Raw genomic sequence first — 26,188 nt, forward strand, 5'->3', positions numbered from 1 at the left:
GTTAGTGGGAGACGGCGGTTTGAACGGCGCCTTCCTGCGTATCTTTAAACAGCCTGCTGTTGCCCCAGCACTCTTCGTACCGGTGGCCAACTAAATCTTCAACGACAAGGCGAACGTCCGGTGCGATATCGGCGATCTTACCGCCTGCTTTAATACGCGCGACTTCCTGCAGCACTACCAGATGCGCCTTGCGATCGAGTTTCATCTGCTTACTGAACACAATAGCTGCCAGCGCCAGCAGAATCACACCCGCACAAAACACCACCGCAATCGCGGTGACCGCGCTCTCTGGCTGCGTATGTGCTTTCGACTGAAAGCCGTAGAAGCTGAGGATCGCCCCCATGGAAAAGACGATAATCGAGCGCAAAATTTTACCGGAGAAAGTCATGGCTCCCGCATAGATCCCTTCGCGGCGACGGCCGGTATAGATTTCATCGACATCCGCCAAAAAGGTGTAAACGGTCCAGGGAATATAGTACACGCCGCCGGTGCCCAGGCCGAAGAGTACGGTAATGCCAAACATCAGGACGGTGGCCAGATGCGCCGGCAGATGGAAGAACCACAGCGAGGTGTAGAGCAGAACGGCAAAGATAACAACGCCCAGCGCCAGAATATACGGCTTACTGAAACCTTTCTTCACGCACAGGCCGATAAACAGGGCCGTTGATACCAACTGCAGGATGGAGTTCAGACTGTTAAGCCCGGCCACCATCGCCGGATCGTGCTGCAGCACGAATATAACAAAGTAGGTGAAGATCGAGGCAAAAAGCCACTCGGCGCCGAAGCCGCAGAGATACATGCCCAGGTGTTTACGGAATACGCGCAGGTAAAACGTTGAGCGCATATCTTTCGCCAGCATGAGCAGAGTATTGAACAGTCCCTTTTTCTCTCCCTTGCTTATCTCCTCTTCGCGGGGACGCTCCCAGCTGCAGTACCACAGGCAGGAGATGGCCAAGATAAGAATGACGCCGTAGGTCAGCCCGGTGAGAAAAAACGGGGTGGCGGATTCTTTACCATAAAGCAGGATGAACTGCCCGGGGATAAATGCCGCGAGAAAGTTGGCCAGTTTGCCGAAAATCGCTTTATAACCGGTAAGCTTTGAACGCAGTGAGAAATCGTCGGTCATTTCGGTCGCCAATGTTTCATAGGGGACCATAATCGAGGTATAAATGATTTCAAAGACGACGTAGGTGCACAGGTAGTACCAAAAGCCGAGGCCTTCTACCCACAGCAGCGGGTAGAACATCATCAGCGGAATGCCAATCAACAAAAAGAAACGGCGACGACCAAAGCGTTTACCCAGCCGCGTTTTGCCAAAGTTATCGGTGAGATAGCCCATCAGCGGGTTACTAATTGCGTCGATAATGCTGGCGACGGAAAAAATAAAGGAGGCTTCGATCAGCGTCAGCCCACAGAAGGTTGTATAAAAATAGAGCAGCCATGCGCCGCTGATCGCCAGTGCGCCGCTTCCCAGTAAATTCCCGCCGCCGTAGGCTAACTGATGGCGTAACAAAATCGGTCTTCCCTGCAGCCCCTGTGAGGCTGAAGCCGTATATCTTGCCATTAAAGTAAACTCCGTGTTTTAAATTTTTGAAACAGTGTTTTTATATTCTCAACCCGTAGTTTTAAACGTGATCCAGATCACCAATACCCTGCTAATTCCTCCGGCGGAGCAGGAATGAGATCTGGTTAAAAGTTTTTAATGCTTTTCTGGAATAAAAATGGCGCCGAAGCGCCGAAAAAGAAGGGGGACAGGGAACCTGTGATTAAAGAGAGCGCTGGCCCGAACAGGCGAGTTCTGATGATTTATCGCCGGCGAGCATCCGCCGGCATGGCGTTATACGCGCTGTTGACTGACCAGATCCAGCAGGTGGCTATCGGTTTGTTGTACGCTGGCTCCGGCATTTTTCGCATGACGGATTTCTTCAAGAATGGTCTCCAGCAGCATGCCATCCTGATCCTGCTCTTCAGCAAGCAGCGTCAGAAAACGTAGGGTTGATTCATCGCTTTGCGCCTTCGCCTCTTCCGCCAGGCTGGAAAGTATCGTGCTGCGCTGCTGATAATCTTCGACGGTTTTGCTAAAGAGATCTTCCAGGGACGAACATTCAGTGCCGTAGGTTCCTTCCGCTTTCACAACGGGCCAGGCGCCTGATTTTTTCATAAAATCAAAGACCCGCATCATCTGCGTGATACTGGCTTGCGCTCGGTTACGGAGAAAAGTGGCGGTACCGTTCAACCGTTGCTGAGTACACCATTCGCTCAAATGCAGATACAAATTTGAGGTATAGAACTCAAGATTCATCTGATTATTCAGCTTTTGAACCATTCCTGGTACGGCCATACAAATATCCTTATTCACTTTGGAGGGGGCTGCGTCATATCTTGACGCATCTACATCAGGGTCGCCTTAGAAATTACGGTGCACAGAGAGAGAGTCCTGAGTAATAGTATTCAGGATTTCTGCACAGCCGTTTGAATTAAATTTCTTATCTCAACAAATATAGAATAGCGCCATATTTGAATTAAGAAAACTCTCAATGAGTGATATTTACATTTCGTTACAACATCCCTATTTATCTTGAAAAGAGGGGGTTTTGTAAGAATAAAGTCTGATTTTTAACGATCGCAAATAAGCTTATTTTGCTGATTTTAAATGTTTTTATTTCCGCGCCTCATTAATTGATAGTAGTTCTAATGATTTTGTTGAAATTGTGTTTTAAAAAAAATGATTAATAATTCTATTTTGTGGTAGCCTGCGAGTGAGAAAATGATGAGGTTAATTTAAAAAGATGCTGATTTTGTAAACACATTATTGCTAACAGGCTATCTGAAGGAGTCGGAAATGAAAAAAGTTGCGGTGCTGCTGGCACCGGGTTTTGAGGAAGGTGAAGCGATTGTGGTGATTGATATTCTTCGCCGCTTACACCTCGATGTCGAACTGCTCTCCTGCGCCGATTCGCGCGCGGTGGTGAGCTATCACGATATCCCCATGGTGGCGGACAGCACGCTAACAGAGCGCGCCGGGATACTGTACGACGCGGTGGTTCTGCCCGGCGGCCCGCAGGGAAGCGTCAATCTTGCCGCCAGCCGGGACGTCGTGGCGTTTATTTCGGCCCACGATACCGCGGGAAAGCTGATCTGTCCGATCTGTTCGGCGGCGGCGAGAGTGCTCGGCGGCAACGGGCTGCTCAAGGGGCGACGCTACGTCTGTTCGGGAGAGTTATGGCAGCACGTCACGGACGGAGAGTACGTGGACCAGGCGGTAGTGGAGGACGGTAATTTGATTAGCGGTAAAGGCCTGGGACACGTTTTTGACTTTTCATTTACCGTAGCCGCCCGTTTATTGGGGGATGAGGCGCCCGTTCGCAATCATGCGGAGCACATTTATTGTCGCTGGTAATCCCTACAGGGATAACTCTGCTGATGATATAGAGAATATTGCTACGGCCTGCGCTAATTGTCTGACAATTAGCGCTTTTTTTATGTCATTTTTCGCTGTTTATATGCACGCAATTACTGTAATTCCGCGATGTGATTGGGCTCTCGTATGGAGAAATAATTTCCGGTTAATACTATTTAAACAACGGCACTCAGCGTTGAGATTTTTCTAATGCCTTGTTTTTCGTCCGATTAAAAATTTAAGACTTATTATTCCCTACATAAAAGCGAATTAAAGCTGGAGTTTACCATGCACAAATTTACTAAAGCGCTGGCGGCAATCGGTCTTGCCGCGGTTATGTCACAATCAGCTATGGCTGAGACGCTTAAGCTGGGTTTTCTGGTGAAACAGCCTGAAGAGCCATGGTTTCAAACCGAGTGGAAATTTGCCGATAAGGCCGGTAAAGATTTAGGTTTCGATGTTATTAAAATTGCTGTGCCCGACGGCGAGAAAACCCTGAACGCGATAGATAGCCTGGCGGCCAGCGGAGCCAAAGGCTTCGTCATTTGCACCCCGGATCCGAAGCTCGGGGCGGCCATTGTCGCCAAAGCGCGCGGCTATGATATGAAAGTGATTACCGTTGATGACCAGTTCGTCAACGCCAAAGGCAAACCGATGGACAGCGTACCGCTGGTGATGATGGCGGCCAGCGAAATCGGCGCGCGCCAGGGGCAGGAGCTCTATAAAGAGATGCAGAAACGCGGTTGGGACGTGAAGGATACCGCGGTTATGGCCATTACTTCCGACGAGCTGGATACCGCCCGCCGCCGCACTACCGGCTCAATGGACGCTCTGAAAGCCGCCGGTTTCCCGGAGCAACAAATCTATCGCGTGCCAACCAAATCTAACGACATCCCCGGCGCGTTTGACGCCGGTAACTCCATGCTGGTTCAACATCCTGATGTTAAGCACTGGCTGATCGTCGGCATGAACGACAACACCGTGCTGGGCGGCGTGCGCGCCACCGAAGGCCAGGGCTTTAAAGCGCCTGACGTTATCGGGATCGGTATCAACGGCGTCGATGCGGTGAACGAACTTTCTAAAGCGCAGGCCACCGGTTTCTATGGCTCTTTACTGCCAAGCCCGGATATTCACGGCTATAAAACCAGCGAAATGCTTTACAACTGGGTGACAAAAGACGTTGAACCGCCGAAATTCACCGCGGTAACCGACGTGGTGCTGATTACCCGCGACAACTTTAAAGAAGAGCTGGCGAAAAAAGGGCTGTAAGGCCAGTTGACCGGGCCTCTTGCCTTGGCGCGAGAGGCTCTGTACAGAAAAGCGGAGTCGTTATGCAACAGTCTACCCCTTATCTCTCATTCCACGGCATCACCATGACATTCCCGGGCGTTAAAGCGCTGTCCGATATTAGCTTTGGCTGCTATGCCGGACAGGTGCACGCCCTGATGGGAGAAAACGGCGCCGGGAAATCCACGCTGCTGAAAATTCTCAGCGGCAACTACATACCGACCGCCGGCAACCTGCAAATCCGCGGCCAGCAGATGACGTTTACCCACACCACCGAGGCGCTGAACGCCGGGGTGGCCATTATCTATCAGGAGCTGCATCTGATCCCGGAAATGACCGTGGCGGAAAATATCTACCTCGGGCAGCTGCCGCATAAAGGCGGGATTGTGAACCGGTCGCTGCTGAATTATGAAGCCGGCCTACAGCTGAAGCATCTGGGGCTGGATATCGATCCGGAAACGCCGCTCAAGTATCTCTCTATCGGCCAGTGGCAGATGGTGGAGATCGCCAAGGCGCTGGCGCGTAACGCAAAAATTATCGCCTTTGATGAGCCGACCAGCTCCCTGTCTGCGAGGGAAATCGAAAACCTGTTTCGGGTTATCCGCGAGCTGCGCCAGGAAGGACGGGTCATTATTTACGTTTCCCACCGCATGGAAGAGATCTTTGCGTTAAGCGACGCGATTACGGTGTTCAAAGATGGTCGCTACGTGCGCACCTTCGACAATATGCAAGAGGTTAACCACGACGCGCTGGTACAGGCGATGGTGGGGCGCGAGCTGGGCGATATCTACGGCTGGCAGCCGCGTGAATATGGCAAAGAGCGTTTGCGTCTTGAACAGGTGAAGGCGCCAGGCGTGCGGCAGCCCGTCAGCCTTTCGGTGCGCAGCGGAGAAATCGTCGGCCTGTTTGGGCTGGTTGGCGCCGGGCGCAGCGAGCTCATGAAAGGCTTATTCGGCGGCAGCAGAATAATCGGCGGCCAGGTTTATATCGACGGGGAGGCCATTGATATTCGCAAGCCGGCTCAGGCGATTCAGGCCGGGATGATGCTCTGCCCGGAAGACCGCAAAGCGGAGGGGATTATTCCGGTCCACTCGGTGCGCGACAACATCAATATCAGCGCTCGCCGCAAGCATATTCTCGCCGGCTGCGTTATCAACAACGCCTGGGAAGCGCAGAACGCCGACCAGCATATCAAATCGCTGAATATCAAAACGCCCGGCGCCGAGCAGCTGATTATGAACCTCTCCGGCGGCAATCAGCAGAAGGCGATCCTCGGCCGCTGGCTGTCGGAAGAGATGAAAGTCATCCTGCTTGACGAGCCAACGCGCGGTATTGACGTGGGCGCTAAACATGAAATCTACAACGTTATCTACGCATTAGCGGCATCGGGCGTCGCGGTGGTCTTTGCCTCCAGCGATTTACCGGAAGTTCTCGGCGTCGCCGATCGCATTGTTGTGATGCGCGAGGGTGAGATCGCCGGAGAGCTGCTGCATGAACATGCGAATGAACAGCAGGCATTGAGCCTTGCCATGCCAAAAGTGAGCCAGGCGGTCGCCTGAGTAAGGAGTCTATGATGTCATCAGTTACCACTTCAGGTACTACCCGGTCGGCTTTTAGCTTCTCCCGCATTTGGGATCAGTTCGGCATGCTGGTTGTTTTCGCGGTGCTGTTTATTGGCTGCGTGATTTTTGTGCCTAATTTTGCCTCGTTTATTAATATGAAAGGCCTGGGGCTGGCTATTTCTATGTCCGGAATGGTGGCCTGCGGAATGCTGTTTTGCCTGGCATCGGGGGATTTCGATCTGTCGGTCGCCTCGGTTATCGCCTGTGCCGGTGTGACCACGGCGGTGGTGATTAACCTGACGGAGAGCATGTGGGTGGGGATCGGCGCCGGTCTGCTGCTCGGCGCGCTGAGCGGCCTGGTCAATGGTTTTGTGATTGCCCGCCTGAAGATTAACGCCCTGATCACCACCCTGGCCACCATGCAGATCGTCCGCGGTCTGGCCTATATCATCTCTGACGGTAAAGCAGTTGGGATTGAAGACGAGCGTTTCTTTACCCTCGGCTACGCCAACTGGTTTGGCCTGCCAGCGCCTATCTGGCTGACCGTTGCCTGCCTGATTGTCTTCGGCCTGTTGTTGAATAAAACCACCTTTGGCCGCAATACGCTCGCGATTGGCGGTAACGAAGAAGCGGCGCGTCTGGCGGGCGTGCCGGTAGTGCGGACCAAGATCATCATTTTCGTCCTTTCCGGCCTGGTTTCCGCGGCGGCAGGCATTATCCTGGCTTCACGAATGACCAGCGGACAGCCGATGACCTCGATTGGCTATGAGCTGATTGTCATCTCGGCCTGCGTGCTGGGGGGCGTATCGTTGAAAGGCGGGATCGGTAAGATCTCCTACGTGGTGGCCGGGATCCTGATCCTGGGAACGGTAGAGAATGCGATGAACCTGCTCAATATCTCGCCATTCTCGCAGTATGTCGTACGCGGCGTGATTTTGCTGGCGGCGGTGATCTTCGACCGCTACAAACAGAAAGCGAAACGAGCCGTTTGATTCGTCCAACTTTTCAGTTTAATCCTAATCCATTGCCAGCGCTCGTTGCGCTGGCAATGACTATCAAAAATGGCGAGGCTGGTCACACTGTCTATACTTACATGGCTACAATTATTTAACACCCAGCATGTTGCTGGCCATGATAAGGAGGAAACAGGGTGGCTGACCAGATTTATGTACCGCCTGCGTTAACCGGAAACTGCGCTTTTTTCTTTGACCTCGACGGTACCCTTGCCGGTATCAAACCCCATCCCGATCAGGTGGTCATTCCTGCCGATGTTTTGCAGTCGCTGCGCCAGCTCGTGCAGCAGCACAACGGCGCGGTGGCATTGATTTCAGGGCGCTCAATGGTTGAGCTGGATGAGCTTACCCGTCCTTACCGGCTGCCGCTTGCCGGTGTCCACGGGGCTGAACGCCGTGATATCAATGGTAAAACGCATATTGTCTCTTTACCGGATTCTCTCCAGAAGGCGCTCTCTGCGGAACTGACCGCGGCGCTGGATGACTTGCCGGGATGCGAACTGGAAAGTAAGGGGATGGCCTTTGCTCTGCACTACCGACAGGCGCCGGAGCATCAGCACGCGGTGCTGGCGCTGGCGCAGGCCGTCGTGCAGCGCCATCCCATTCTGGCGTTACAGCCGGGTAAGTGCGTGGTGGAGATCAAACCGCGCGGAGTGAATAAAGGTGAAGCGATAGCCGCTTTTATGCAGGAAGCTCCATTCAGCGGGCGCAGGCCGGTGTTTGTCGGTGATGACTTAACCGATGAAGCGGGTTTTAGCGTCGTCAATCAACTGAGTGGCGTATCGGTCAAAGTGGGCGGCGGTGAGACCCAGGCGCACTGGCGCCTGCCGGATGTCGCCGCTGTTCATCTTTGGATTAGTAACATCGCGAATCATGGGCAACAACCAGATGCGCTAACCGACAGGAGAGATGGCTATGAGTCGCTTAGTCGTAGTATCTAATCGTATTGCCCCGCCGGATGACAAAAAGGCCAGCGCCGGTGGCCTTGCCGTGGGGATTATGGGGGCATTAAAAGCAGCCGGAGGACTGTGGTTCGGCTGGAGTGGGGAAATCGGTGACGACCAGCAGCCGTTAAAAAAAGTGAAGCAGGGGAATATCACCTGGGCTTCCTTTAACCTTAGCGAGCAGGATCACGACGAATATTACAACCGCTTTTCCAATGCCGTTTTATGGCCCGCATTCCACTATCGTCTCGATCTGGTCGATTTTCAGCGTGAAGCCTGGGAAGGCTATCAGCGCGTCAACGCAACGCTGGCGGATAAACTGCTGCCGCTGATCGAACCTGACGATATCGTCTGGATCCACGATTACCACCTGCTGCCGCTGGCCAGCGAACTGCGCCAGCGCGGGGTCAATAATCGCATCGGCTTCTTTTTACATATTCCGTTCCCGACGCCGGAAGTCTTTAACGCGCTCCCGCCGCACGCGGAGCTGCTTGAACAGCTGTGCGATTACGATTTACTGGGTTTCCAGACCGAGAGCGATCGCCTGGCGTTTCTCGATTGCGTATCGATGCAGACTCGCCTGACGACGCGCGACGGCAAAAAGCATGTGGCCTGGGGGAAACCTTTCCACACCGAAGTCTATCCGATCGGTATCGATCCGGAAGAGATTGCGCGGAGCGCAAAAGGGCCGCTGCCGCCGAAGCTGGCGCAGCTGAAGAGCGAACTGAAAAGCGTGCAGAATATCTTTTCCGTTGAGCGGCTGGACTATTCCAAGGGGCTGCCGGAGCGTTTTCTGGCCTACGAGGCGCTGCTGGAGAACTATCCGCAGCATCACGGCAAGATTCGCTATACCCAGATCGCGCCGACGTCGCGCGGCGATGTTCAGGCCTACCAGGATATTCGTCATCAGCTTGAAACCGCGGCCGGCCGCATTAATGGCCGATATGGCCAGCTGGGCTGGACGCCGCTTTATTACCTGAACCAGCACTTTGAACGCAAGCTGCTGATGAAAATCTTCCGCTACTCGGACGTCGGTCTGGTTACGCCGCTGCGCGATGGGATGAATCTGGTGGCGAAAGAGTATGTGGCCGCGCAGGACCCGCAAAATCCGGGCGTGCTGGTGCTGTCGCAGTTTGCCGGCGCGGCGAACGAGCTGCCGACGGCCTTAATCGTCAATCCTTACGATCGCGACGAGGTCGCGGCTGCGCTGGACCAGGCGTTAACCATGCCGCTGGCCGAGCGTATTGCCCGCCATTCGGCCATGCTGGCGGTGATTAAAGATAACGATATTCATCGCTGGCAGGAGCGGTTTATTGCCGATCTAAAGGAGATTGAGCCAGGAAGTGAGGAGAGCCACTTAGCGCGCAAGGTCGCGACCTTCCCCAAGCTCGCCTGAGACGATCGCGGTTAGCGCTTTCGGCGCTAACCTTTTTCCAGACACACCAGCAGCACGTCAACGCCGCTGCTGCCCACGATATCTTTCGCCGAACAGGTGGCGCGAGAGAACAGGCTCTGGTTGTGGTTGCCGCAAATCACCAGGTCAACGCGGTGCCGCTGGCAAAAATCCTTCACATGGTGGGCAATCCCGCCGCTGGCGATAGTCATTTTCTCTATCGGGTAGTCGGCGTGGCGGGCGAGCTCGGCCAGAAAGCCGCGCGTCTCCTCCTGCATCACTTCGCGTAAATTTTCCATCATTGGCGCCGCAAACTGGTTATACAGCTCCGGGTCCGTTGCCAGGGTAATCAGGCTGACCTTCGCATTGACCGGACGGGCGATGGAGACGGCTTTCTGAATGAGGACCCGGCTTTCCGGGGTTGGCGCCACGGCGACCAGCAGATGTGAGTAGGGCATCAAGCCTCCTTGAGATACGCGAAACAACCCTTTTCTATTGTCTTTACTCCCATTCCTTAGCTTTCGCAAGGTTTATCCGCAGCGAAATAACGCGCCCAGATTTCACTCCGCCGTGCGCCATTTGGTGGTCACTTCGCAACTTTTGGTCCGATCTTTTGTATTAAAAGAAACGCTGTTTTATAAATCAGTGAGGCGCGTTCATCGACTCTTTGTGTTTTTGCCATTGAACGCTTTTGGCTGGCAAAAATGAAAAGGTAACGCCGTTCCCATGTTCTTAATGTAGCCATGTATCAACCCCTTTTGGCTGAATGGGCCAAAACGCGGTTCGGAGTTCTCTAAAAAAAGACACAGGATTTACGGCGATGAAAACACGTAAAATCGGTTTGGTTAACTACCTTGCCTATGGATCGGGCGATTTCCTTGGTGCGGGAACGACCGCACTCACAGCAGCATGGCTGCTCTACTTCTACACCACCTTTTGCGGTCTTTCCCCTATCGAGGCGACGCTTATTTTTGCCACCGCCAGGGTTCTGGATGCGGTAATCAGTCCGCTGATGGGCTTTCTGACGGATAACTTTGGCTCAACCTGGCTGGGGAAACGTTTTGGCAGGCGTAAGTTCTTCATCCTGCTCGGCATCCCCTGCGTGTTTAGCTACTCCATCATGTGGGTAGGGGATATGGGGTTCTGGTACTACCTGCTGACCTATCTTCTTTTTGATATTGTCTACACCATGATTCTGGTGCCGTATGAAACGCTGGTACCGGAAATGACCGATGATTTTAAACAGAAAACCAAATTCTCCGGCGCGCGTATTTCTATGGCGCAGATGTCGGCGATTCTGGCTTCCTTCCTGCCGGGCGTTCTGCTGACTATCTTTGGTAAGGACAACGCCGTTTCTTTCTTCTATGCCAGCCTGGTGTTCTCGGTGCTGTGCGCCATGATGCTGACCTTCGTCTGGTTCTTTACCTGGGAACGCCCGCGTGAAGAGTGGACGGAGGCCGCGCTGCGCGCCGAAGAGGAGAAACAGAACCTGAGCCTGTCGCAGAGTCTTAACCGCCTGTTCATTGAGTTAAGTTCGACCCTGCGCATTAAAATTTTCCGTCAGCATCTGGGGATGTATCTGGGCGGCTATATCGCCCAGGATGTCTTCAATGCGGTCTTTACCTACTATGTGGTGTTTGTCCTGATGCAGGAAGCCTCAATGGCTTCTAACCTGCTCGGAACCATGGCGATCTTCCAGTTTATTGCGGTTATCGCCATGATCCCGCTGTGTATTCGCTTCGGGCCGGCGCCATCGTATCGCATGGTGGTGGTGCTGTTCGGCCTGAGTTCGCTCTCTTACGCGGTGCTGTACTACGCTGGCCTCAGCGATGTCTATTCGCTGCTGCTGCTGATATCCGCAGTGGCGGGCCTGGGCCGCGGCGGCATCAACTACGTTCCGTGGAACACCTACACCTATATTGCCGACGTGGACGAAGTGATCACCGGCCAGCGCCGCGAAGGCATCTTTGCCGGGATCATGACCCTGACGCGTAAAGCTTCCCAGGCCGGAGCGGTGATGCTGGTGGGGATCATCATGCAGATGTCGGGCTTTGTCTCCGGACAGAAAACGCAGCCCTATGAAGTGAGCCATACCATTCTGCTGATCCTCAGCGTGGGCACCTTACTGGTGCTGGCCTGCGGTTTCCTCGTTTCCCTGCGCTTTAAGCTCAATCTGCAAACCCACAGCGTCCTGCGCGCGGAAACGCTGAAAATGCGTGAATCCGGTCGCGCTCAGCCAGAACTGGCCAGCGCCGGGGATCGTGAGGTGGTGGAGATGCTGGCCGGGATGCCGTACGACGCCCTGTGGGGAAACAACAATATTGGTTATCTGAATCGGAATAAACCCGCCGCGCCAGCGCTGAAGCCGCGTTCAGCCATGAATTCGACATATAACAGAGGTTAAGGATATGAAAGTTTGGCCTGTCAAACATAGCCCACTACTGCGCCAGCCGGAGCGTTTTATCGCCCGCAATGAACTGCAGGCGCTGATTCAGAAGGTGACGCACAATCTGGTCAACATTAAGGACGAAAGCGGGCAATTTTTACTGCGGCTGGACGACGGACGCGTTATCGACACCAAAGGGTGGAACGGCTGGGAGTGGACTCACGGCGTCGGCCTGTACGGTATTTATCAGTATTACCAGCAGACCGGCGATACGGCGATGCGCGACATTATTGATGGCTGGTTTGCCGACCGCTTTGCCGAAGGCGCGACCACCAAAAACGTCAACACCATGGCGCCGTTTCTCACCCTGGCTTACCGCTACGAAGAGACGGGCAACCCCGCGTATCTGCCCTGGCTCGATAGCTGGGCGGAGTGGGCGATGAACGAAATGCCGCGCACTGAGTCTGGCGGCATGCAGCACATCACCCTGGCGGAAGAGAATCATCAGCAGATGTGGGACGACACGCTGATGATGACGGTTCTGCCGCTGGCGAAAATCGGCAAGTTGCTTAATCGTCCGCAATACGTAGAGGAGGCGGTATATCAGTTTCTGCTGCACGTGCAGAATCTGATGGACCGTGAGACCGGCCTGTGGTTTCACGGCTGGAGCTACGAGGGGCGGCATAATTTCGCCCACGCTCGCTGGGCCCGCGGCAATAGCTGGCTGACTATCGTTATTCCGGATTTCCTGGAGCTGGTGGATTTACCCGAGAACAGCGCGGTACGGCGTTATCTGGTGCAGGTGCTGAATGCGCAGATTGCGGCGCTGGCCCGCTGTCAGGACGATAGCGGCCTGTGGCATACGCTGCTTGACGATCCTGACTCCTATCTGGAAGCGTCGGCGACCGCCGGTTTTGCTTATGGGATCCTCAAAGCGGTGCGCAAGCGCTACGTGAGCCAGGCGTATGCGGAGGTTGCGGAAAAAGCGATTCGCGGCATCGTGCAGAATATCTCAGCGCAAGGGGAGCTGCTGCAAACGTCGTTCGGTACCGGCATGGGTTCGGATCTGGATTTTTATCGCGACATTCCGCTGACGTCGATGCCGTATGGCCAGGCGATGGCGATCCTGTGCCTGACGGAGTATCTGCGGAAGTATTTCTGAGAAGGGCGGAATTTCCCCGGTGGCGCTTACGCTTACCGGGGCTACAATGGTGCAGCAGGTCTGATGAGCGTGGCGCCATCAGGCGTTATAAAACAAACCCGGCGAAAGCCGGGTTTGTTTTTACATCCGTTCTACGGTTTCGATACCCAGGGTATCCAGACCCAGCTTCAGCGTTTTCGCCGTCAGCAGCGCCAGCTTCAGGCGGCTGTTGCGCGTCTCTTCGCTTTCGGCGCTCAGGATCGGGCAGTGCTCGTAGAAGCCGGAGAACAGACCCGCCAGATCGTACAGGTAAGAACACATCACGTGCGGCGTGCCTTCACGCGCGACGACCGTCAGGGTTTCTTCAAACTGCAGCAGACGGGCCGCCAGTTGGGCTTCGCGCTCTTCGGTGATGACCACCGGCGCCGCCGCCAGCGCGCTTTCATCGATATCCGCTTTGCGGAACACGGAGAGCACGCGGGTATAGGCATACTGCATATAAGGCGCGGTATTGCCCTCAAAGGCCAGCATGTTGTCCCAGTCAAAGATGTAGTCGGTGGTGCGGTTTTTAGACAAGTCGGCATATTTCACCGCGCCGATCCCGACCGCGTTCGCCAGTTTTTCCAGCTCATCGGCGGGCATCTCCGGGTTTTTCTCCGCCACCAGACGGCGTGCGCGCTCCAGCGCTTCGTCCAGCAGGTCGGCGAGCTTCACGGTACCGCCGGCGCGGGTTTTAAACGGTTTGCCATCTTTGCCGAGCATCATGCCGAACATGTGGTGCTCCAGCGGGACGGAATCCGGCACGTAGCCGGCTTTACGCACGATGGTCCACGCCTGCATCAGGTGCTGGTGCTGGCGAGAGTCGATGTAGTAAAGCACGCGGTCAGCATGCAAATTTTCGTAGCGGTATTTTGCGCAGGCGATATCGGTGGTGGTGTAGAGATAGCCGCCATCCTTCTTCTGGATGATAACGCCCATCGGTTCGCCTTCCTTGTTTTTGTACTCATCAAGGAACACTACGGTCGCGCCTTCGCTTTCTACCGCCAGACCTTTGGCTTTCAGATCGGCAACGATACCCGGCAGCATCGGGTTATAGAGGCTTTCACCCATCACGTCGTCGCGGGTCAGGGTAACGTTGAGGCGGTTATAGGTTAACTGGTTTTGCGACATGGTGATGTCGACCAGCTTGCGCCACATTTCGCGGAAGTACTCGTCGCCGCCCTGCAGCTTAACGACATAGCTGCGCGCTCGCTCGGCGAAGGCTTCGTCTTCATCGTAGTGTTTTTTCGCTTCGCGATAGAAACCTTCGAGGTCGGCCAGCGCCATTTCACCGGCGTTTTCCTGCTGCTGTTTTTCCAGGTACGCGATGAGCATGCCGAACTGGGTGCCCCAGTCGCCCACGTGGTTAGCGCGGATCACTTTATGGCCGAGAAACTCCAGCGTACGCACCGCGGCGTCGCCAATAATGGTGGAACGCAGATGGCCTACGTGCATCTCTTTCGCCACGTTCGGCGCGGAGTAATCGACGACCACCGTCTGCGCCTGCGGCTGAGCCACGCCCAGACGTTCCGATTTCAGCGCGCTGCTGACGTTTTCCGCGAGGAAGGCCGGATCGAGGAAAATATTAATAAAGCCAGGGCCGGCGATCTCTACCTTATTGGCAATCCCGCTCAGATCGAGATGAGACAGTACCTGCTCTGCAAGTTGTCGCGGCGCCATGCCCAGTTTTTTGGCAACGGCCATCACGCCGTTGGCCTGATAGTCGCCGAACTGGACTTTTGCTGACTGGCGGACCTGAGGTTCGCAATCGGCAGACGCGCCTGCCGCGATCAGGGCCTGACTGACTTTTTCTGAGAGAAGAGCCTGAATATTCACCGAAACACCTTACGTTAACACGCCGTCACCCTGATGGGGCGGCGCGGGAATGTGGACAAATTAGGGCAGGAGTATACTGCATTTGCACCCACGCGTCAGCACCGCGCGGAGGTTGCTGAGCCTCGCGCTCAACGAATAACCGTTCGCGGGACGCTGCCGGCGATTGCCGGTTGGTCGGTCGCGGAAAACGCGATAGATTAGCGCTTTTTAGCGAGTACCGAGGCTTACGATGGCGAACTGGCAGCAGATAGATGAACTGAACGATATTTCCGCGGACCTGCCGCGCTTTACCGAGGCGCTGAACGCGCTTGCTCACCGGCTCGGTCTCGATATTACGCCCCATGACGCCGACCATATTTCCCTGCGCTGTCACCAGAACGCTACGGCGGAGCGCTGGCGTCGCGGCTTTGAACAATGCGCTACTCTGCTGTCGGAAAATGTCATTAACGGTCGACCCATCTGCCTGTTCAGGCTGGATGAGCCGGTGGTCGTGGCGCACTGGCGTTTTAGCATCGTTGAACTGCCGTGGCCGGGCGAAAAGCGCTATCCGCATGAAGGCTGGGAGCATATTGAAATCGTTCTGCCGGGCGATCCTGAAACGCTCAATACCCGCGCGCTGGCGCTGCTTTCCGATGAAGGGCTGGGCCAGCCGGGCATTTTTGTGAAGACCAGCGCGCCGAAAGGAGAGCGTGAGCGTTTACCGAATCCGACCCTGGCGGTAACGGATGGCAAAGTGACGATCAAATTTCACCCGTGGTCGATTGAGCAAATTGTCGCCAGCGAACACGCTGAACGATAACAGTGTGAAGCGACGCGGCGTCTGCCGGAAGAAATCGTGACATTCTGTAGTGCTTGCCCTATCGACGGAGAGAAGAATGACCTTACTGGAAGTCTGTTGTTACAGCATGGAGTGCGCGCTGGAGGCCCAGCGCCGGGGCGCCGATCGTATCGAGCTATGCGCCGCGCCGCAGGAGGGAGGGCTGACGCCTTCGCTGGGGGTACTGAAATCGGTGCGTGAAGCGGTGACCATTCCCGTTCATCCAATTATTCGCCCGCGCGGCGGTGATTTTTGCTATACCGCCGGCGAATTTGCCGCGATGCTTGATGATGTGGCCGCGGTGAAGGATCTCGGTTTTCCCGGCATGGTGATCGGCGTTCTGGACGCCGACGGTCGGGTGGATAGGGCGCGAATGAAAAAAATAATGGCGGCGGCGGGAACCCTGGCCGTCACCTTTCATCGGGCCTTTGATATGTGCGCCGACCCGCGCCAGGCCAGCGCTGAGCTGGCTGAACTCGGCGTTCAGCGTATCCTGACTTCGGGCCAGCAGTCTTCAGCCGAAAAAGGAATTTCATTAATCAGGGAACTTATTTCCCAAAGCGATACTCCTATTATTATGGCCGGTGCAGGCGTCCGCGCCGCCAACCTGCCGCTATTTTTGCAGGCAGGGGTAAAAGAGGTGCATACCTCGGCAGGCCAGTGGTTACCGTCCCCGATGCGCTTTCGCAATCCAGGACTGTCGATGTCTACGGATGCCGAAGCAGATGAATACTTACGCTACGCCGTCAATGGCGAAGCGGTAGCGGAAATGAAGAAGATTATTTCCGCACAGAGAGATTAAAACCCTAAATAATTCGAGTTGCGAGAAGGCGGCGACGCAGGGGATCCACAGGAACTTACTCAAGTAAGTGACTGGGGTGAGTGAGGAAAGCCAACGCACATGCAACTTGAAGTATGACGGGGATAAACCGTTTTTTGCTGCACATCATGTCGCCCAATATGATGATTGCCCGTACCAGGCCCCTGCCCATTAAACAGGGGCCTTTTTTTATCCTGAAAACGCGTTAGCCAGGCTGCTTGTCGGCCCGCTTTTTCGCCGCCAGCGACTGTTCTGTTTCCGGTTTGGTGGCAATAAGCACCGCGCGCAGCGGGGCAGGGTAGCCTTCGCGGGTTTTGCTGCTGTCCTGCGGATCGAGGAAGTCGGCCAGAGACTCGGTGGTCATCCACTCGGTGCGGCGCTGCTCTTCGGTGGACGTCACGCACGCGTCGACGATGCGTACATCGATAAATCCGCATTTCTCCAGCCACTGCTTTAGCGCGGCGGCAGAAGGGATAAAGTAGACGTTGCGCATCTGCGCATAGCGATCGCCCGGCACCAGCACGGTATTTTCGTCGCCCTCGACGACCAGCGTCTCCAGCACCAGCTCGCCGCCGGGAACCAGCTGATCTTTGAGCTGCCACAGGTGATCGAGCGGGGAGCGGCGGTGGTACAGCACGCCCATCGAAAAGACGGTATCAAAGGCGTTCAGCGCCGGAAGCTGCTCAATGCCCAGCGGCAGCAGATGCGCGCGCTGATCGTTGCCCAACAGTTTTCGCACCGCTTCAAACTGGCAAAGGAACAGCTGGGTGGGATCGATGCCCACCGCCAGACGAGCCCCGGCGCCAATCATCCGCCACATGTGGTATCCGCTGCCGCAGCCGACATCAAGGATGGTACGTCCGGTGAGGTCGGAAAGGTGCGGCAGTACGCGTTCCCACTTCCAGTCGGAACGCCATTCGGTGTCGATATTCACGCCGTAAAGCGACCAGGGCCCTTTACGCCACGGCATCAGATTCTTCAGCAGGTTTTCAATCCGCAGACGCTGACCGTCGCCCAGCGGCGTTTCGCTCTCCGCGGTAACGCTATGCAGCAGATCCAGTCGGTAGGGCGAAAACTCGGGCAGAAACTCGACGGCCCGCTCCCATTCCCGGTATTTCCCGTGCAGCGCGTCACGCTGCCAGGCCGCCACCTGGGCGGGCAGCGTCTCCAGCCAGTGCGACAGCGGGCTTTTGGCAATCAACTGATAAAAGTTGCTGAAATCAATCATGCCTGGTCCCCGGATTTTACGGCGATTAACGATCCGAAGTTAAAGCACTGGAACCACAGTTCGGCATGTTCGAAACCGGCCTTGCGCAGGCGCGCTTTGTGGGTTTCGACGGAATCGGTGAGCATCACGTTTTCCAGCATGCTGCGCTTTTGGCTGATTTCCAGCTCGCTATAGCCGTTGGCGCGTTTGAAATCATGATGCATGTTGAACAGCAGTTCGCCGACGTTGTCATCTTCGAAGCTGAATTTTTCCGACAGCACCAGCGCGCCGCCCGGATTGAGCCCCTGATAGACCTTATCAAGAATGGCCTGGCGTTCGCCCGGTTCGAGAAACTGGATGGTGAAGTTCAGCACCACCATCGAGGCGTTTTCTATCGTGACGTGGCGAATATCGCCTTCAATCACTTCGACCGGCGTCGGCGCCTTATAGGCGTCAATATGGCGACGGCAGCGTTCGACCATGGCCGGCGAATTATCAACGGCGATGATTTTGCAGCCGGCATGCGCAATATTGCGGCGCACGGACAGCGTGGCTGCGCCAAGCGAGCAGCCGAGATCGTAAACCTGGGTATCCGGCTGAACGAAACGTTCCGCCAGCATGCCGATCATGGAAATGATATTGGAATAGCCGGGAACAGAGCGCTGGATCATATCCGGGAAGACTTCAGCAACCCGTTCATCAAAGGTCCAGTCGCCGAGGCTGGCAATCGGCGCGGAAAAAAGCGTATCGCGGTGAGACATAACGTTAAACCCGAAAAATCGAAAACGGCGTATTGTGCGCTAACGGACGGAGAAAACCAACTCCCAGGGCATATACCAGAAGTTCGCCAGCACCATCAGCAACAACGAACACCACGTCGCGCTCATGCCGGAACGACGCCAGCGGTAAAGACGATGATGAAAGCCATAGGAGTGCATCAGGCGCCCGGCGATCAGTAAAATACCGCAGACGTGGACCATCCAGGTCTGCGCGCCGTTCATTTCCATAAACAGCAGCAGAATCAGGCCAATGGGAATATATTCCACCGCGTTCCCGTGCACGCGTATAGCAACCTGCAGTTCGCTAAAACCGCCGTCGCCGTAGCCAACGCGATATTGCGTCCTCAGTCGTACAACGTCCCAGGAAAACTTAATAAGCAATAACGCACCTAAAACCGCATACAGCGCGCTGACCATACTCAAAACTCCCTTTTATCGCTTCCGGTGGCTCAATTGAGGATAGCAGGATATCAGAAAAGAGAGGTTTGCTGCGGAATTGAAGGTGCCGCCCCTATTTCCGGTAGGGCGGCGCGCAGATCGCTCCACAGGGTGTCGACCAGTTCCGGCGCCTGGGCGATATCCGGGGTATGGAGGAACAGGTACGGCGTGGTTGTCTGCGCCCATTTTGGCAGCGTACGTAACCACACGCTAAACAGCTCACGATTTTGCGCCATGTCATCGCTGCCGATAAAACGCACCATCGGATGGTGGGCCGTCACCAGCGCATGGACGGGGACTTTTGGCTTCTTTCTTTGCGCGTCGAGCATCGCCGGGCTGCGGGCGACGGCGCTATGAACCGGACGGCTATCCAGGATCACGCGGTTGACGTTTCGCTGATGCAGCCCGCGATTGAGCTGCTGTTCCGCTTCCTCTTTGGCGAAAAACTCCGGATGCCTTACCTCAACGCCGTAGCTAAATTCGCGCGGCAGGCTGTCGAGGAACTGCCAGAGCGCGGGAAGATCCCGAGGGCCGAACGTGGCCGGCAGCTGCAGCCAGTATTGGCCAATGCGCGATGACAGCGGCGCCAGGCGGGTGAAAAACTCGTGGCTTAAGTCGTCGCAGTTGCGCAGCGATGCCTGGTGCGAAATGGTGGCCGGAAACTTGAAGCAAAAGCGAAAATCATCGTGGGTTTGTTCATACCAGCGGCTGACAATCTCAGCTTTTGGTAAAGCGTACAGGGTCGTGTTGCCCTCCACGCAGTTAAAATGGCGGGCATACTCTTCAAGGCTGGTGATACCCAGGCGCACCCACTTGGGGTGCGCCCATTGGGGAAGCCCAATATAGATCATAACGCGGCAAGTACCTCCTCGGTACTGCGCACGCGGGCAATACGCGGGAAGATGTGCGTCATGCTGCCCTGATGCTGTTCAGCCGTTGCTGCGCTGCAGGCGTCTTCAACGAGAATCAGATTGAAGCCCAGCTCCCAGGCGTTGCGCGCCGTCGATTCGACGCCGATATTGGTTGAGATACCGCACAGGATAATCGTATCGATACCGCGACGGCGAAGCTGCAGCTCCAGGTCGGTGCCGTAAAAGGCTCCCCACTGGCGTTTGGTGACTTCGATGTCGCTCTCCTGTTTTCCCAGCGCCAGCGGATAGAACCACCAGTTTTCCGGTAGCGTATGGGCGCCTGCCTGGGCATCGACCGGCTGCTTCAGCGCTTCGGCGAAATCCGCCGACCAGCCAACGCGAACCATGACCACCGGGGAACCCTGCTGGCGGCACTTTTTGGCCAGACTCGCGGCGCGCTCAACCACGTCGTCAGCCCGATGCGGGCCGCCGGCAAACGGTAAAATGCCTTCCTGCAGGTCTATAACCACCAGCGCGGTTTTTTTTGCATTGAGTTCTAACATGATATCCCCGTATCTTCTTCTGTTGTCAGGTCGCTACAATACCGTTGCCGATCTCGCCCGAGGGTAACAAATTTTGTTAATTTTTGTGAGTACAAGCAATAAGCGCGCAGCAAAGCAACGCTGCGCGCTGCGCCGGGCTTATCGTGCGCCATAATTTCCAGTATAATAGCCGCCTTTTTTCATTCAGTTGTGACATCAGCTAAAGCTGCGACCTCGTCGCCTGCAAGACAGGCAACAATCCGCCTGCGGCTAAGTTAAGGGATATCTCATGCGTACAGAATATTGCGGGCAGCTTCGTCTGTCCCACGTAGGGCAGCAAGTGACTCTGTGTGGTTGGGTCAACCGTCGTCGTGATCTCGGTAGCCTTATCTTTATCGATATGCGTGACCGCGAAGGCATCGTACAGGTGTTTTTCGATCCGGATCGTGCCGACGCATTAAAGCTGGCCTCTGAACTGCGTAATGAGTTCTGCATCCAGGTCACCGGTACCGTGCGCGCGCGTGACGAAAAAAACATCAATAGCGATATGGCCACCGGCGCCATCGAAGTGCTGGCATCGGATCTGACGATTATCAACCGCGCTGAAGCGCTGCCGCTGGACTCCAACCACGTCAATACCGAAGAAGCGCGTCTGAAATATCGCTACCTGGACCTGCGTCGTCCGGAAATGGCGCAGCGCCTGAAGACCCGTGCGAAAATCACCAGCCTGGTGCGCCGCTTTATGGATGACCACGGTTTCCTCGACATCGAAACGCCGATGCTGACCAAAGCCACGCCGGAAGGCGCGCGCGACTACCTGGTCCCATCCCGCGTGCATAAAGGGAAATTCTACGCGCTGCCGCAGTCTCCACAGCTGTTCAAGCAGCTGCTGATGATGTCCGGTTTTGACCGCTACTATCAGATCGTTAAATGCTTCCGCGACGAAGACCTGCGTGCCGACCGTCAGCCGGAATTTACCCAGATCGATGTGGAAACCTCCTTCATGACCGCCGGGCAGGTGCGCGAAGTCATGGAAGCGCTGGTGCGCAACCTGTGGCAGGAAGTGAAGGGCGTGGATCTGGGCGATTTCCCGATCATGACCTTCGCCGAAGCCGAGCGCCGCTACGGTTCTGACAAACCAGACCTGCGTAACCCGATGGAGCTGGTGGACGTCGCCGATCTGGTGAAAGCGGTGGAATTCGCCGTCTTCGCCGGCCCGGCTAACGACGCCAAAGGGCGCGTTGCCGCGCTGCGCGTACCGGGCGGCGCTGCGCTGACCCGTAAGCAAATCGACGAATACGGTAAGTTTGTCCAGATCTACGGCGCGAAAGGGCTGGCCTATATTAAAGTAACCGAGCGGGCGAAAGGCCTTGAAGGCATCAACAGCCCGGTGGCTAAATTCCTTAACGCCGACATCGTTGAAGCGATCCTTGAGCGCACCGGCGCGCAGGATGGCGATATGATCTTCTTCGGCGCGGATAACAAAAAAGTGGTCGCCGACGCGCTGGGCGCGCTGCGTCTGAAGCTGGGCAAAGACCTGAACCTGACCGACGAAGACAAATGGGCGCCGCTGTGGGTTATCGACTTCCCGATGTTTGAAGACGACGGCGAAGGCGGCCTGACCGCGATGCACCATCCGTTCACCTCGCCGAAAGACATGTCCGCCGCAGAGCTGAAAGCCGCGCCGGAAGACGCGGTGGCCAACGCCTACGATATGGTCATCAACGGCTATGAAGTGGGCGGCGGTTCCGTGCGTATTCACAGCGGTGAGATGCAGCAGACCGTGTTCGGCATCCTGGGCATTAACGAGCAGGAGCAGCGCGAGAAGTTTGGCTTCCTGCTGGACGCGCTGAAATACGGCACCCCGCCGCACGCGGGCCTGGCTTTTGGCCTCGACCGTTTGACCATGCTGCTGACCGGTACCGATAATATCCGTGACGTTATCGCCTTCCCGAAAACGACCGCAGCCGCTTGCCTGATGACCGAAGCGCCAAGCTTCGCTAACCCGGCATCGCTGAGCGAACTCGGTATTCAGGTGGTGGCGAAAGAGGCAAAAGAGTCTCTGGAGAATAAGTAAGATGTCATTCAAGCTCCCCGTTTCCGTACTGGTGGTGATTTACGCCGAAGATACGAAGCGGGTGCTGATGTTGCAGCGGCGCGACGATCCCGCGTTCTGGCAGTCGGTTACCGGCAGCCTGGAAGAGGGAGAAACCGCGCCGCAGGCTGCCGCGCGTGAAGTTATGGAAGAGGTCGCCATCGATGTTGCCTGCGAGCAGCTGGCTTTGGTTGATTGTCAGCGTACGGTAGAATTCGAGATATTTTCTCATTTACGTCATCGCTATGCGCCGGGCGTTGAGCGCAATACGGAGTTTTGGTTCCGTCTCGCGCTCCCCCATGAACGCCAGATTGTCTTTACGGAACATCTGGACTATCGCTGGGTTGACGCGGCGGAAGCCGCCACGTTGACCAAGTCCTGGAGCAACCGGCAGGCGATTGAAGAATTTGTAATTAACGCCGCCTGAAAGGGCGCGCTTTTTTTGGAGAGTTTTTTATGGCAGGTCATAGTAAATGGGCCAACACCAAGCACCGCAAAGCGGCACAGGATGCCAAGCGCGGTAAGATCTTTACGAAAATTATTCGCGAGCTGGTCACCGCCGCGCGTCTGGGCGGCGGCGATGCGGGTTCTAACCCGCGTCTGCGCGCGGCAATCGACAAAGCGCTGAGCAACAACATGACCCGCGACACCCTGAACCGCGCTATCGCGCGCGGCGTCGGCGGCGATGATGATGCGAACATGGAAACCATCATCTATGAAGGTTACGGTCCTGGCGGCACGGCGGTAATGGTTGAATGTCTGTCCGACAACCGCAACCGTACCGTGGCGGAAGTACGTCATGCCTTCACCAAAACCGGCGGTAACCTGGGGACCGACGGTTCCGTTTCCTACCTGTTCAGCAAAAAAGGCGTTATCTCCTTCGAGAAAGGCGACGAAGATGCGATCATGGAAGCGGCGCTGGAAGCGGGCGCGGAAGACGTTGTGACCTATGACGACGGCGCGATTGACGTTTATACCGCCTGGGAAGAGATGGGCGCGGTACGCGATGCGCTGGAAGCCGCCGGCCTGAAAGCGGACGCCGCTGAAGTCTCGATGATCCCGTCAACCAAAGCGGATATGGACGCGGAAACTGCGCCGAAACTGCTGCGACTGATCGATATGCTGGAAGATTGCGACGACGTGCAGGAAGTTTATCACAACGGCGAGATCTCTGATGAGGTCGCCGCAACCCTGTGATACCCGTGATCTTTCAGTCCATAGCGGTGTTGGCTCTCCTCGCTTACCCCGGTCACGCAGTGAATCTACGCTCCCGGGGATGCGCTGCGTGGCCGCCTGGCTGTGAACTGAAATCTTTAGGGTCTCACGGGTTAGTTATGACCGGAGGCGCGTGATGGCCATTATTCTCGGCATTGACCCGGGGTCACGCGTCACTGGTTATGGCGTCATCCGCCAGGTTGGACGCCAGCTTAGCTACCTGGGCAGCGGCTGTATTCGCACGAAAGTGGATGATTTACCGTCTCGCCTGAAGCTTATCTATGCGGGCGTGACGGAAATTATCACCCAGTTCCAGCCGGACTATTTCGCCATCGAACAAGTGTTTATGGCAAAGAACGCCGACTCGGCGCTGAAGCTTGGCCAGGCGCGCGGCGTGGCGATTGTCGCGGCGACGAATCAGGACCTGCCGGTCTTTGAGTACGCCGCCAGGCAGGTAAAGCAGACCGTTGTCGGCATCGGCAGCGCGGAAAAGAGCCAGGTGCAGCACATGGTGCGCACGTTGCTTAAGCTGCCGGCTAACCCGCAGGCGGATGCGGCGGATGCTTTAGCCATCGCCATCACCCATTGCCACGTCAGCCAGAACGCGGCTCAGATCGGCGAAAGCCGCCTGAACCTGGCGCGCGGACGCTTACGATAACCTGAAATCAGGCTGGATATCTATCCAGCCTTTTTTTATGATACCGCATTAGACTTTCGGCCCTTAATCCAGGAGCTCCATGTGATAGGCAGACTCAGAGGCATCATTCTCGAAAAACAACCCCCGCTGGTTTTACTTGAAACGGGAGGCGTAGGCTATGAGGTTCATCTGCCGATGACCTGCTTCTATGAGCTGCCGGACGTGGGTAAAGAGGCGATCATTTTCACCCACTTTATCGTTCGTGAAGATGCACAGCTGCTGTATGGCTTTAACAACAAGCAGGAGCGCACGCTGTTTAAAGAGCTGATTAAAACCAACGGCGTCGGTCCGAAGCTGGCGCTGGCGATCCTTTCCGGCATGTCGGCGCAGCAGTTTGTCAATGCCGTTGAGCGCGAGGAGCTGGCGGCGCTGGTGAAGCTGCCGGGTATCGGCAAGAAAACCGCGGAACGTCTGATTGTCGAAATGAAAGACCGCTTCAAAGGACTGCACGGCGATCTGTTTACGCCGGCAGCCGATCTGGTCCTGACGTCGCCGGCCGGCCCGTCTGACGATGATGCTGAACAGGAAGCGGTTGCCGCGCTGGTGGCGCTGGGCTATAAACCTCAGGAGGCCAGCCGGATGGTCAGCAAAATCGTACGCCCGGATGCCAACAGTGAAACGCTAATTCGCGAAGCGCTCCGCGCCGCGTTGTGAGGTAAGGGATGATTGAAGCAGACAGGCTGGTATCGGCGGACAGCAGCGGTTTTGAAGAGGCGGCCGATCGCGCAATTCGTCCTAAATTGCTGCAAGAGTACGTGGGCCAGCCGCACGTCCGTTCGCAAATGGAGATCTTTATCCAGGCGGCGAAGCTGCGCGGCGACGCGCTCGATCACCTGCTGATTTTTGGCCCGCCGGGGCTGGGGAAAACCACCCTGGCAAACATCGTCGCTAACGAGATGGGCGTTAACCTGCGCACCACCTCCGGCCCGGTGCTTGAGAAGGCGGGCGATCTGGCGGCGATGCTGACCAATCTTGAGCCCCACGACGTTCTGTTTATCGACGAGATCCACCGCCTGTCGCCGGTGGTCGAAGAAGTCCTGTATCCGGCAATGGAAGATTATCAGCTGGATATCATGATTGGCGAAGGGCCCGCGGCGCGTTCGATAAAAATCGATCTGCCGCCGTTTACCCTGATTGGCGCGACGACTCGCGCCGGCTCGCTGACATCACCGCTGCGCGACCGTTTTGGCATCGTTCAGCGCCTGGAGTTCTACCAGATCCCGGACCTGCAGCATATTGTCAGCCGCAGCGCCCGCTATATGGGACTGGAGATGAGCGAAGAGGGGGCTCTGGAGGTCGCGCGCCGCGCGCGCGGTACGCCGCGAATCGCCAACCGCCTGCTGCGCAGGGTGCGTGACTTTGCCGAGGTTCGCTACGACGGGCGTATCTCTGAGGAGATTGCCGCTCAGGCGCTGGATATGCTCAACGTGGATGCGGAAGGCTTTGATTATATGGACCGTAAGCTGCTGCTGGCGGTCATCGATAAATTCTTTGGCGGGCCGGTCGGCCTGGATAACCTGGCGGCGGCCATCGGTGAAGAGCGGGAAACCATTGAAGACGTGCTGGAGCCGTATCTGATCCAGCAGGGCTTTTTACAGCGTACGCCGCGCGGGCGAATGGCGACGGTACGGGCCTGGACCCACTTCGGCATTACGCCGCCGGAAATGCCGTAATCGTTGTCCGGCTATAAAACGGCAGACTGCAGAGGCCAGTAGCCCGGCTAAGC

General features: G+C 56.0%; 26 protein-coding genes. 16 read left to right on the forward strand and 10 right to left on the reverse strand.

Going from position 1 to position 26,188, the window contains the following annotated elements:
• Nucleotide 1: 1 nt before the first annotated feature.
• Nucleotides 2-1,513, reverse strand: coding sequence for an MFS transporter (locus JLG71_RS10265; RefSeq protein WP_171972772.1), 1,512 nt, complete (start codon nucleotides 1,511-1,513; stop codon nucleotides 2-4).
• 324 nt (nucleotides 1,514-1,837) lie between these two features.
• A complete protein-coding gene (locus JLG71_RS10270; RefSeq protein ID WP_200914189.1) occupies nucleotides 1,838-2,341 on the reverse strand; it encodes a non-heme ferritin-like protein in 504 nt (167 codons plus the stop codon).
• A 501-nt stretch (nucleotides 2,342-2,842) separates the two neighbouring features.
• Between JLG71_RS10270 and JLG71_RS10275 the strand changes: the two genes are divergently transcribed.
• The 6 genes from JLG71_RS10275 (at nucleotide 2,843) to otsA (ending at nucleotide 9,602) form a co-directional block, all read left to right on the forward strand.
• Nucleotides 2,843-3,400 carry a DJ-1/PfpI family protein gene (locus JLG71_RS10275; RefSeq protein WP_032693589.1) on the forward strand — a complete coding sequence of 186 codons (558 nt, stop codon included), beginning with the start codon at nucleotides 2,843-2,845 and terminating at the stop codon, nucleotides 3,398-3,400.
• Between the two features lie 288 nt (nucleotides 3,401-3,688).
• Nucleotides 3,689-4,669 carry an arabinose ABC transporter substrate-binding protein gene (locus JLG71_RS10280; protein WP_014229864.1) on the forward strand — a complete coding sequence of 327 codons (981 nt, stop codon included), beginning with the start codon at nucleotides 3,689-3,691 and terminating at the stop codon, nucleotides 4,667-4,669.
• Between the two features lie 62 nt (nucleotides 4,670-4,731).
• Entirely contained in the window at nucleotides 4,732-6,246 is a 1,515-nt protein-coding gene (gene araG, locus JLG71_RS10285; protein ID WP_200914190.1) for an L-arabinose ABC transporter ATP-binding protein AraG, read from the forward strand.
• 14 nt (nucleotides 6,247-6,260) lie between these two features.
• Complete coding sequence (araH, locus tag JLG71_RS10290) at nucleotides 6,261-7,241, forward strand: L-arabinose ABC transporter permease AraH (protein WP_025106114.1); 981 nt, start codon at nucleotides 6,261-6,263, stop codon at nucleotides 7,239-7,241.
• A 158-nt stretch (nucleotides 7,242-7,399) separates the two neighbouring features.
• A complete protein-coding gene (gene otsB, locus JLG71_RS10295) occupies nucleotides 7,400-8,203 on the forward strand; it encodes a trehalose-phosphatase (protein ID WP_014229862.1) in 804 nt (267 codons plus the stop codon).
• Entirely contained in the window at nucleotides 8,178-9,602 is a 1,425-nt protein-coding gene (otsA, locus tag JLG71_RS10300; RefSeq protein WP_014229861.1) for an alpha,alpha-trehalose-phosphate synthase, read from the forward strand. The genes otsB and otsA overlap by 26 nt, the downstream gene beginning before the upstream one ends.
• A 26-nt stretch (nucleotides 9,603-9,628) precedes the next feature.
• Here otsA and uspC read toward each other — a convergent pair whose 3' ends face one another.
• Together uspC and JLG71_RS10310 are read right to left on the reverse strand one after the other, a co-directional pair.
• On the reverse strand, nucleotides 9,629-10,057 hold the full coding sequence (uspC, locus tag JLG71_RS10305) for a universal stress protein UspC (protein ID WP_004852164.1): 429 nt from the start codon (nucleotides 10,055-10,057) through the stop codon (nucleotides 9,629-9,631).
• 128 nt (nucleotides 10,058-10,185) lie between these two features.
• Nucleotides 10,186-10,344 carry a hypothetical protein gene (locus JLG71_RS10310; RefSeq protein ID WP_157835615.1) on the reverse strand — a complete coding sequence of 53 codons (159 nt, stop codon included), beginning with the start codon at nucleotides 10,342-10,344 and terminating at the stop codon, nucleotides 10,186-10,188.
• Between the two features lie 75 nt (nucleotides 10,345-10,419).
• Between JLG71_RS10310 and JLG71_RS10315 the strand changes: the two genes are divergently transcribed.
• Together JLG71_RS10315 and bglB are read left to right on the forward strand one after the other, a co-directional pair.
• Entirely contained in the window at nucleotides 10,420-12,003 is a 1,584-nt protein-coding gene (locus tag JLG71_RS10315) for an MFS transporter (RefSeq protein WP_009652039.1), read from the forward strand.
• A 4-nt stretch (nucleotides 12,004-12,007) separates the two neighbouring features.
• Nucleotides 12,008-13,147 (forward strand): beta-galactosidase BglB, encoded by a 1,140-nt coding sequence (gene bglB / locus JLG71_RS10320; protein ID WP_064358181.1) that lies wholly within the window; start codon nucleotides 12,008-12,010, stop codon nucleotides 13,145-13,147.
• A 120-nt stretch (nucleotides 13,148-13,267) separates the two neighbouring features.
• On the opposite strand, the gene argS is transcribed toward bglB, so the two are convergent.
• Complete coding sequence (gene argS, locus JLG71_RS10325; protein ID WP_025106115.1) at nucleotides 13,268-15,001, reverse strand: arginine--tRNA ligase; 1,734 nt, start codon at nucleotides 14,999-15,001, stop codon at nucleotides 13,268-13,270.
• A gap of 229 nt (nucleotides 15,002-15,230) precedes the next feature.
• Here argS and JLG71_RS10330 point away from each other — a divergent pair, with 229 nt between their 5' ends.
• Entirely contained in the window at nucleotides 15,231-15,800 is a 570-nt protein-coding gene (locus JLG71_RS10330) for a VOC family protein (RefSeq protein WP_014838837.1), read from the forward strand.
• A 76-nt stretch (nucleotides 15,801-15,876) separates the two neighbouring features.
• The gene (gene cutC / locus JLG71_RS10335; RefSeq protein WP_049069085.1) at nucleotides 15,877-16,620 is read left to right on the forward strand and encodes a copper homeostasis protein CutC; all 744 of its coding nucleotides are present in this window, start codon (nucleotides 15,877-15,879) and stop codon (nucleotides 16,618-16,620) included.
• A 223-nt stretch (nucleotides 16,621-16,843) separates the two neighbouring features.
• On the opposite strand, the gene cmoB is transcribed toward cutC, so the two are convergent.
• The 5 genes from cmoB to JLG71_RS10360 are packed head-to-tail and all read right to left on the reverse strand — an operon-like array spanning nucleotide 16,844 to nucleotide 20,476.
• Nucleotides 16,844-17,866: a tRNA 5-methoxyuridine(34)/uridine 5-oxyacetic acid(34) synthase CmoB gene (gene cmoB, locus JLG71_RS10340; RefSeq protein WP_004852151.1), complete on the reverse strand. Its 1,023-nt coding sequence runs from the start codon at nucleotides 17,864-17,866 to the stop codon at nucleotides 16,844-16,846.
• Nucleotides 17,863-18,606 (reverse strand): carboxy-S-adenosyl-L-methionine synthase CmoA, encoded by a 744-nt coding sequence (cmoA, locus tag JLG71_RS10345; RefSeq protein ID WP_009652021.1) that lies wholly within the window; start codon nucleotides 18,604-18,606, stop codon nucleotides 17,863-17,865. Before cmoA ends, cmoB begins: the two co-directional genes overlap by 4 nt.
• Nucleotides 18,607-18,645: 39 nt before the next feature.
• Entirely contained in the window at nucleotides 18,646-19,041 is a 396-nt protein-coding gene (locus JLG71_RS10350) for an MAPEG family protein (protein ID WP_025106117.1), read from the reverse strand.
• Between the two features lie 53 nt (nucleotides 19,042-19,094).
• Nucleotides 19,095-19,913, reverse strand: a complete 819-nt coding sequence (locus JLG71_RS10355; RefSeq protein ID WP_014229856.1) for a DUF72 domain-containing protein — start codon at nucleotides 19,911-19,913, stop codon at nucleotides 19,095-19,097.
• Nucleotides 19,910-20,476, reverse strand: coding sequence for a hydrolase (locus JLG71_RS10360; protein WP_049082802.1), 567 nt, complete (start codon nucleotides 20,474-20,476; stop codon nucleotides 19,910-19,912). Before JLG71_RS10360 ends, JLG71_RS10355 begins: the two co-directional genes overlap by 4 nt.
• Before the next feature lie 268 nt (nucleotides 20,477-20,744).
• Between JLG71_RS10360 and aspS the strand changes: the two genes are divergently transcribed.
• The 6 genes from aspS to ruvB all read left to right on the forward strand — a co-directional run bounded on the left by aspS (nucleotide 20,745) and on the right by ruvB (nucleotide 26,135).
• A complete protein-coding gene (gene aspS / locus JLG71_RS10365) occupies nucleotides 20,745-22,532 on the forward strand; it encodes an aspartate--tRNA ligase (protein ID WP_004852140.1) in 1,788 nt (595 codons plus the stop codon).
• A gap of 1 nt (nucleotide 22,533) precedes the next feature.
• The gene (gene nudB, locus JLG71_RS10370) at nucleotides 22,534-22,977 is read left to right on the forward strand and encodes a dihydroneopterin triphosphate diphosphatase (protein ID WP_004852138.1); all 444 of its coding nucleotides are present in this window, start codon (nucleotides 22,534-22,536) and stop codon (nucleotides 22,975-22,977) included.
• Between the two features lie 29 nt (nucleotides 22,978-23,006).
• On the forward strand, nucleotides 23,007-23,747 hold the full coding sequence (locus tag JLG71_RS10375) for a YebC/PmpR family DNA-binding transcriptional regulator (RefSeq protein WP_004122063.1): 741 nt from the start codon (nucleotides 23,007-23,009) through the stop codon (nucleotides 23,745-23,747).
• 154 nt (nucleotides 23,748-23,901) lie between these two features.
• Nucleotides 23,902-24,423: a crossover junction endodeoxyribonuclease RuvC gene (gene ruvC / locus JLG71_RS10380; RefSeq protein WP_014229855.1), complete on the forward strand. Its 522-nt coding sequence runs from the start codon at nucleotides 23,902-23,904 to the stop codon at nucleotides 24,421-24,423.
• An 81-nt stretch (nucleotides 24,424-24,504) separates the two neighbouring features.
• Nucleotides 24,505-25,116, forward strand: a complete 612-nt coding sequence (gene ruvA, locus JLG71_RS10385; protein ID WP_004103390.1) for a Holliday junction branch migration protein RuvA — start codon at nucleotides 24,505-24,507, stop codon at nucleotides 25,114-25,116.
• An 8-nt stretch (nucleotides 25,117-25,124) separates the two neighbouring features.
• Nucleotides 25,125-26,135: a Holliday junction branch migration DNA helicase RuvB gene (gene ruvB / locus JLG71_RS10390; protein ID WP_004852130.1), complete on the forward strand. Its 1,011-nt coding sequence runs from the start codon at nucleotides 25,125-25,127 to the stop codon at nucleotides 26,133-26,135.
• Nucleotides 26,136-26,188 lie beyond the last annotated feature (53 nt).

This window comes from Klebsiella michiganensis (genome assembly GCF_015139575.1).
Classification (GTDB): domain Bacteria; phylum Pseudomonadota; class Gammaproteobacteria; order Enterobacterales; family Enterobacteriaceae; genus Klebsiella; species Klebsiella michiganensis.